Below are 6999 nucleotides of genomic sequence, written 5' to 3'. Positions count from 1 at the left end.
AGGCGGACTATGAAGCGATCGTAACAAGCCTGAGAAACAATGCGGGAGATGAAAAGACGAACCGTATGCATGTGCATTTTTCGCATATCCAATATACAGATAAGGGTGAAAAGATGCATCTTACCTTTGAAGATAAGCAGTGGGGGCCGTTTTTTGATCCGCTGGCAGAGGTTTTGGCAGAGCAGAAGATGGAGCCGGTGATCATCTGTGAATCTAAGGGAACGCAGGCAAAAGACGCGATCGCAATGAAGGAAATGTATGAGGCGGCGATAAAATGACGATTGCACAAAAAATCAGGGCGCTGGATAAGGCTGAAGCGTACTTGCTGACCTCGGTGGAAAACGTGGCGTATACCACAGGATTTTCCGGTGATAGCTCGCAGGTATTGATCACATCCGAAGAAGTGCTTTTTTTTACGGATTCACGTTTTGTGGAGATGGCGCGTAATGAGGTCGGAAATCGTGCGGAGGTGATATGCACCGGCGGACAGGACAGGCTGCCGTCGATAAGCAAGTATCTGCGCGAGAATCAAAAACTGGGTATCGAGCAGGGAAATGTTACCGTAAAAGAGTTTCAAGAGTTTGAGCGCGAACTGGGCAGCAGGGAATATGTCGATATTTCGGAAGATATGTTGCTTGAACGGATGGTCAAAACGGAAGAGGAACTGGAGAAGATACGGATCGCGGCCAGAGCCAGCGAGGTTGCGCTAACTGGACTTTTGCCTTATATAAGGCCGGGCGTATCGGAGCTTGATATTCGTGCGGAGCTCGAGTACCGTATGAAGAAGCAGGGCATGGATCTTGCTTTTCCTACGATCGTAGCCGGTGGGCTGAATTCGGCGATACCACACGCGACGCCTTCTGCATACAGGATAAAAAACGGTGATTTGCTGACGCTCGATTTTGGATGCAGGTTTGAAGGGTATTGTTCTGATATTACGCGTACTTTTGGCATCGGAAATATTGACGGAGAGTCAAAAAAAATATATGATATAGTTAATGAAGCGCAAAAGCGTGCGGCAGGCCGTGCGCAGGTCGGCGCGGATACTTATTACGTGGACGAGGCGGCGCGCAGCTATATTGCTGAAAACGGCTATGGTGAGTACTACGATCATGGCACAGGGCATGGCGTTGGGCGGCAGATTCATGAGTTGCCGGTACTAAATCCACGTTCCAGCACTATTTTGCAGGAAAACATGGTATTTACCGTTGAGCCGGGGATTTATGTTCCGGGGCTTGGCGGAGTGCGCATAGAAGATACGCTGATCACGGGACAGGGCAGCGTATATGAGTTCAGTAAAGAATTAATTTTGTTATAAAACAGGAGGTACGGTATGGTTTCAGCCGGAGAATTCAGAAAAGGCATGACGATCGAAATTGATGAGCAAGTATGGGTGGTTGTTGATTTTCAGCATGTAAAACCCGGAAAGGGCGCGGCTTTCGTTCGCACGAAGATCAAGAATGTTGTGACAGGCAGCGTACTGGAAAAAACATTCAACCCGACGGAAAAATTCCCGCCGGCGCGCGTGGACAGAAAAGAAATGCAGTACTTGTACAGTGACGGTGAGCTGTATCATTTTATGGATACGGAAACATACGAGCAGCTTCCGCTGAATTTTGAAATGGTAGAAGGGGCGCTTCCGTATATGACGGAGAATATGAACGTAACGATCAAATTTTTCAAAGGCGCGGCTTTTTCTGTAGAACCGCCAAACTTTGTGGAGCTTGAGGTGACGGAAACGGAGCCGGGATTCAAGGGCGACACGGCGACGGCTGGCAATAAGCCGGCGATCATGGAGACTGGGGCGAAGATCATGGTACCGCTGTTTATCAACGCGGGGGACAAGATCAGAGTCGATACGCGTACCGGGGATTACATGGAAAGAGTATAAAACATTTGCAAAATTTGTTTTTTATAAGGAATACGGGGTATAAATGTTTTATTAAAAAAGAATCGGAGGCGATTTAAAATGGCAGATACGAATTTATCCACACAGGAAACTACAGCGATCAAGAAAGAAAGTAATGGTACGATTACCTTCGCGAACGAGGTGATCGCGACGATTGCAGGACTTGCGGCAGTTGATATTGCCGGCGTCGCGGGCATGAGCGGCGGATTTGTGGATGGCATCACCGAGCTTGTCGGACGGAAGAACCTTTCCAAGGGCGTTAAGGTGGAAGTCGGTACGGAAGAAGTCGCAGTGGATATCGCCATTGTTGTGGAATACGGTACGCCGGTTCCCGAAATTGCTCAGAATATCCAGATGAGCGTGATGAAAGCGATCGAAACGATGACGGGCCTGAAAGTCGTTGAAGTGAATATCAACGTACAGGGGATCAAGTTCAAGGAACAGGCGGCGCGTACGCCGGAGCCTAAGGAAAAAGAGAAAGAAAAAGAAGCAAAACCTGCACGTGCACCAAGAGTAAAATAACAGAAGAAGAATGAATTTTGTACCCGGCCTTTTCAAATGGGAGGCCGGGTATCTTCAATCATCGCGTGATCTTGCTTATAAGTGAGAAAACGCAGTTATGAGGAGGAAGCTTCAATGAAAATGAAGACAGGCACGCGTATTGTTTTCACGGTTTATCTGATTGCGGTTATTGCGCTATGCGTATTTCTTTTAGGGATTTTGGCAGGATTGTTCCGGCCGGAGTCGCTGTCGGACTTTATCTATACGATGCAGAACGGAATGATATGGTATAAGGTGCTTTATGCGGTGATCGGCATTGTCGTTATCATCGTAAGCGTTATGCTTATGTTCTTTGGTCTGGGTAAAACAACACCCAAAACGGCGAAAGTTGCTGTGTTTGACAGCGGCAGTATTCTGATCACTGTCAAGGCAATCGAAGAGCTTGTGGAGCGATATGTCCGCGAGAAGAAGGAAATCAAAGGACTGAAAACGAATGTAGTTTCTTATGATGATGCGATTGATATCAATATTGATGTTTCCGTATTGCCGGACGTCGATATCCCCGAGGTCACGAAAGACCTGCAGGCGGGACTTGCGGAATATATCCAGAAGCATACGGGCATCACGGTAAAGCAGACAAAGATCATGGTGACCAGTTTGAAGGAAAATACGATCAAGGCATCCTGACGATCGGGAGGCATAAAAATGAAAGAAAAGTTTTTAGAGTGGCTGAACGAAAATAAAGGACTGTTCTGGGGAATTGTGATCGGTCTTGCGGTGGCGATATTGTTTTTGACCATAGGCTTTTGGGCAACGCTGCTGATCGCGATCTGTGTTGGGATCGGTGCTTTTTTGGGATCGAGGCCGGACATCCGCGCTTTGATCGGAGAATGGTTTTTGAATTTGTTCAACAAAAAGAATTAACAGGTGACAGAGGGGTATTAGATGAGCAGAAGGAGCGCACGCGAAGCAGCGATGAAGCTTTTGTATGAGTACAGTATTACGGATATTTTGAGCAAGGATACGATCGAGGAAGCGCCGGATGTACTGGAAGCGGACACGCTGGATGAAGACAATATGCGCTATATTGACGGCATAGTAGAGCAGTTCGTAGATAAGCGGGAGGAAATCGACGGTATTATTTCAGAAAACTCGCATTCTTGGAAGATCGAGCGTATCGCAAAGGTCGATCTGGCGATACTGCGGCTGGCCTTGTTTGAAATAATCTATCTGGGAACCCCGGCCAAGGTGACCGTAAATGAAGCGGTGGAGCTTGCCAAAAAGTATTCGGCTGACAAGTCGTACAAGTATATCAACGGGCTGCTGGGCGGATACCTGAAAAAAGGGGAAGCCTGATGGCGGTTTTTCTGGGAATCGACACGAGCTGCTATACGACCTCTGTCGCTTTGGCAGACGAAGAAAAAAACATAGTATGTAATTTAAAAATACCGCTTGAGGTTGCGCAGGGAGAAAAAGGCCTGCAGCAGTCTCAGGCTGTATTTCTTCATATCAGGAATTTGCGCACGATCTTTGAAGAAAACATTTTGGCGAAGCATGGTGATATTTCCGCTGTCTGCGTGAGCGCTACACCACGGCCGCAGGAGGGCTCGTACATGCCTGTATTCACGGTGAGCGCGATGGCGGGGGCGATGGCTGCGAGCGTGACGGGTGCTGCGCTTTTTGAAGTGACACACCAGCATGGGCATATTGCTGCAGCGCTGATCGGTAACAGGAAACCGGAAACTTTTTTGGCGGTGCATGTATCCGGCGGTACGACGGAGATAGTAAAGGTTGATTCCGGCAAAGGTGGATTCGATATTGAGGTCGCGGGCGCGACAAAGGACATTGCTGCGGGACAGGTGATAGACCGTCTCGGACAGATGCTTGATATGCCCTTCCCGGCAGGAAGGTATGTTGAGGAGTGTGCACAGCAAAGCACGGAAGAACTTGGATTCAAAATCAGCACTAGCGGGACAGATATGAATTTTTCGGGCGTGGAGGCGCAGATGGGTCGCGCACTGGAAACATATGACGCGGGGACGGTATGCGCTTCGGTATTGACGGCGGTCGGTAAAACGTTGGAAAAGGCAGTGAAAGAAGCAATAAAGGAAAACGGGATAGGCGATGTATTGTTTTTTGGCGGCGTGATGAGCAACAAAAGGATACGGGCATATTTATCGGAACGGATCCCGCAAGCGCAATTTGCTAAAATAGAATATTCGGCCGACAACGCGGCAGGGCTCGCAGTGTTGGCGATGGAGTACGCAAACAGATAAGGGGCATTGAGAACATAACATGAAAGGGGTAAGTAAGAATATGAGTGCACAAATCATCAGTGGGAAAGAGCTTTCGGCGGAGATCAGGGAGCAGCTTAAGGAACGTGTGAAGGAATTAAAAGCGAACAAGGGGATCACGCCGGGGCTGGCGGTCGTCCAGGTGGGCGACGACGGCGGTTCGACGATCTATGTAAATAATAAAGAAAAGGCATGTGCGGAAGTGGGGATATACTCTGAAGTAAACCGCCTCTCTGAAGAAACGACGCAGGAGGAGCTGCTTGCCCTAGTGGAGCAGTATAACAACAATCCAAAGATACACGGTTTGCTGGTGCAACTGCCGCTGCCGGGGCATATTGACGAAGATGAAGTTTTAAAGCGCATCAATCCGAAGAAGGATGTAGATGGCTTTCATGTGCAGAATGCAGGCAGCCTGTTTACAGGTTTGCCGGGGCTTGTGGCATGTACGCCCAAAGGGATCATCAAGCTGATCAAAAAAACGGGCATCGATATCACAGGAAAAAATGCTGTGGTGATCGGCAGGAGCAACATTGTTGGAAAACCTGTGGCGATCTTACTGCTCAACGAAAACGCTACGGTGACGATTTGTCATTCAAAAACGAAGGATTTGCCGGGTGTGTGTGCTCAGGCTGATATTTTGGTGGCGGCGATCGGCAGGCCGGACTTTGTGACAAAGGATTTTGTTAAGCCGGGCGCGGTGGTCATCGATGTGGGTACATCACGTGTGGACGGCAAGCTGAAAGGCGACGTCAAGTTTGACGAGGTGAGCGAGGTGGCGGGATATATCACGCCTGTGCCGGGCGGCGTTGGCCCGATGACGATAACGATGCTGATGGAAAACACGGTGGATGCAGGCGAACTATATGGATGAACTGGTACTGAGCGTAGGAGAACTGAATACCTACGTTGCCGATAAGCTCTCCGGCGATCCGTTTTTAGAAGAAATATGGGTCAAGGGGGAAGTGACAGACGTCAATATGCGCGCGAGTACGATCTATTTTGTGCTGCGCGACGAGCAGGCGGCGATCGACTGTATGCTGTTTGATTGTGAAGATGCACAGCGATATGCGGAGATCCTCGCGGAGGGGCAAACGGTATTGACGCGCGGCGATGTTTCTATTTATCGCAAAAACGGAAAGTACCGGCTGATCGTTCGCGAGCTGCAGATAGCGGGAATGGGTGAGCTTTATATGCGCTTTTTGCAGTTGAAGGAAAAACTGCAGAGAAAGGGCGTATTTGACGAAGGAAGGAAACGACCGATCCCAAAGTATCCCAAAAAGATCGGTATTGTGACCTCTGAACGGGGAGCCGTGATCCAGGATATCAAAAATATTGCGCAGCGCAGGAATCCGGCGGTAAAGCTGATGCTTTATCCGGTCAAGGTGCAGGGATCGGATGCGCCGCAAGAGATCGTGCGGGGCATGGAGTATTTCAATGAAAACACGGATGTGGATGTACTGATCGTCGGACGCGGCGGCGGAAGTGCGGAAGACCTGATGGCATTCAATGATGAAGAAGTCGTGATGGCGGTCTACCGCTCGCGTATTCCGGTGGTGAGCGCAGTCGGGCATGAAACGGACTATAGTCTTTGCGATATGGCGGCGGATATGCGAGCGCCAACGCCGTCTGCGGCGGCAGAGCTGACGATTCCGCTGGGCGACGAGATCGCGGGTAATCTTGCGTTGATTAGGGAAAATATCGAACGGCGATTTTGGGAATTGTTGGACAAAAAAGAAGAACAGATCAGTGATTATACACGACGGCTCAATAGAGAAGTGCTTGTTGCACGCGTCAGCGGGATGCAAGAAAAACTGCAAAATTATGATATGCAAAGCAAAACAGGAATAAAGCACCTTTATCATCGGCTCGTTTTGCAGTATAATAATTATAAGAACGCGATCGACAACTTAAGCCCTTTGAGTGCTTTTGAGCGCGGATACTCTGTCGCGATGCGTGGAGAGAACGAGATACGCAGTATTGGCGATGTTTCCGTAGGAGACGAGATCAGGGTGCTTTTGAAAGACGGCAGCATTTTGGCCGCAGTAAAAGATAAAGAGGTGCAGTAATGCCTGAAAAAGATTTGGAAGCCTATATTGAAGAATTGAAAGAGATTTCAGAAAAGATTTCGCAGGAGGACATCAAGTTAGCGGATGCTGTGACGCTTTACAAAAAAGGAGTTACCGCAGCTGACAAGGCGTCTAAACTGTTGAAAAAGTATGAAAGTGAACTTGAAATAATAAAAGAAAGCGAGATGGATTGAAATGGCTGATGTTGTTGGAAAGTACACAAATGAAA

General features: G+C 48.6%; 10 protein-coding genes and 1 pseudogene. All 11 read left to right on the top strand.

The genetic code is table 11. The annotated features are described in order from the left end of the window. Nucleotides 1–278: pseudogene (locus tag VB081_RS14030) on the top strand (TIM barrel protein); the annotation flags it as partial. Next, nucleotides 275–1318, top strand: coding sequence for a M24 family metallopeptidase (locus tag VB081_RS14025; protein ID WP_323401399.1), 1044 nt, complete (start codon nt 275–277; stop codon nt 1316–1318). The pseudogene VB081_RS14030 and the gene VB081_RS14025, both read left to right, overlap by 4 nt. Before the next feature lie 15 nt (nt 1319–1333). Continuing rightward, nucleotides 1334–1891 carry an elongation factor P gene (efp, locus tag VB081_RS14020; protein WP_323401398.1) on the top strand — a complete coding sequence of 186 codons (558 nt, stop codon included), beginning with the start codon at nt 1334–1336 and terminating at the stop codon, nt 1889–1891. A gap of 78 nt (nt 1892–1969) precedes the next feature. Beyond that, nucleotides 1970–2431 carry an Asp23/Gls24 family envelope stress response protein gene (locus tag VB081_RS14015; RefSeq protein ID WP_323401397.1) on the top strand — a complete coding sequence of 154 codons (462 nt, stop codon included), beginning with the start codon at nt 1970–1972 and terminating at the stop codon, nt 2429–2431. Nucleotides 2432–2545: 114 nt separating this feature from the next. Continuing rightward, entirely contained in the window at nt 2546–3097 is a 552-nt protein-coding gene (gene amaP, locus VB081_RS14010; RefSeq protein ID WP_323401396.1) for an alkaline shock response membrane anchor protein AmaP, read from the top strand. 18 nt (nt 3098–3115) lie between these two features. Then, nucleotides 3116–3334 (top strand): DUF2273 domain-containing protein, encoded by a 219-nt coding sequence (locus VB081_RS14005; protein WP_323401395.1) that lies wholly within the window; start codon nt 3116–3118, stop codon nt 3332–3334. Between the two features lie 21 nt (nt 3335–3355). Next, the gene (gene nusB / locus VB081_RS14000; protein ID WP_323401394.1) at nt 3356–3766 is read left to right on the top strand and encodes a transcription antitermination factor NusB; all 411 of its coding nucleotides are present in this window, start codon (nt 3356–3358) and stop codon (nt 3764–3766) included. Beyond that, the gene (locus VB081_RS13995) at nt 3766–4686 is read left to right on the top strand and encodes a hypothetical protein (protein WP_323401393.1); all 921 of its coding nucleotides are present in this window, start codon (nt 3766–3768) and stop codon (nt 4684–4686) included. The genes nusB and VB081_RS13995 overlap by 1 nt, the downstream gene beginning before the upstream one ends. A 40-nt stretch (nt 4687–4726) precedes the next feature. Beyond that, a complete protein-coding gene (gene folD / locus VB081_RS13990; protein ID WP_323401392.1) occupies nt 4727–5575 on the top strand; it encodes a bifunctional methylenetetrahydrofolate dehydrogenase/methenyltetrahydrofolate cyclohydrolase FolD in 849 nt (282 codons plus the stop codon). After that, nucleotides 5568–6770, top strand: coding sequence for an exodeoxyribonuclease VII large subunit (xseA, locus tag VB081_RS13985; protein ID WP_323401391.1), 1203 nt, complete (start codon nt 5568–5570; stop codon nt 6768–6770). Before folD ends, xseA begins: the two co-directional genes overlap by 8 nt. Then, the gene (gene xseB, locus VB081_RS13980; RefSeq protein WP_323401390.1) at nt 6770–6964 is read left to right on the top strand and encodes an exodeoxyribonuclease VII small subunit; all 195 of its coding nucleotides are present in this window, start codon (nt 6770–6772) and stop codon (nt 6962–6964) included. Before xseA ends, xseB begins: the two co-directional genes overlap by 1 nt. The last annotated feature ends 35 nt before the right edge of the window (nt 6965–6999 follow it).

This window comes from Christensenella sp. (genome assembly GCF_034927525.1).
Classification (GTDB): Bacteria; Bacillota; Clostridia; order Christensenellales; family Christensenellaceae; genus Christensenella.
Note: the sequence above shows the minus strand (reverse complement) of the source record. Positions and strands in the feature narration are given on the sequence as shown.